This window comes from Cnuella takakiae, from assembly GCF_001953305.1.
In the GTDB taxonomy this organism is placed as follows: domain Bacteria; phylum Bacteroidota; class Bacteroidia; order Chitinophagales; family Chitinophagaceae; genus Flavisolibacter; species Flavisolibacter takakiae.
In genome coordinates this window covers 5,491,113-5,491,789 of the sequence record NZ_MTFE01000010.1, presented here as the reverse complement: position 1 = coordinate 5,491,789, position 677 = coordinate 5,491,113, and the positions used below count along the sequence as shown (strand labels likewise).

Below are 677 nucleotides of genomic sequence, written 5' to 3'. Positions count from 1 at the left end.
GGCGGCGGCCATATGGAAGAGCTTAAGTACCCCGCACCTGTTGGGGTGCGGGGGTAGATTACCATTTTAGTTGAGCCCTGTTGCGAGTGCAGGATCTTGAGCCATATCCGCACAAAGCTGGAAGGCTTTGGTTGTCCGTGCCTGTGCCAAGCCGCCAAAGAGCAGGGAGCGCAGCTTGGCTTCCTCGTCCCTGTAACTGCGCAGGTTCTGGTAATAGCCGGTGATGGCATTGTAAGCGCCAAAGAGGGTGCCTTTCGTTTCTTCTGTTTGCTGCGTAGGGCTTTCCTGGCTATACCGGAATACCTGCTCACACACGTTTTTGAACTGGGTAGACAAAGCATCCTGCGCACCCATTTGCAGGTTGTGCAATACTTCCTTATTAGGCGCCAGTGCCTGCCGGATGAGGGCCTGCACCTGGCTATCGGTCACCCGGACCTTGCTCCATCCGTTCCAGATGCCTTCCAGCGTTTGGGACAGAACACTGGCCATACCCATTACCTTATGGGCTTGTGCCAGCTTCTCCCTTGCATTACCGGTATGCCGGATGCGTATGGTGCTGCTTGAGGCCTTTAATGCAGCGGTAAGCGTGTTGTTGCACACGATACGGATGGGGGTAAAAGCTGCCGTGATACTGCCCAACCCATCATGGGAGGTGGTTAAGAACAGGTATTGTTCTA

The 677-nt window shown here is 54.7% G+C and carries 1 protein-coding gene; it reads right to left on the bottom strand.

The window, feature by feature from the left end:
- Positions 1 to 66: 66 nt before the first annotated feature.
- Positions 67 to 677: DUF932 domain-containing protein (locus BUE76_RS25245; RefSeq protein WP_254049542.1), on the bottom strand; the 611-nt coding region annotated here is incomplete at its 5' end.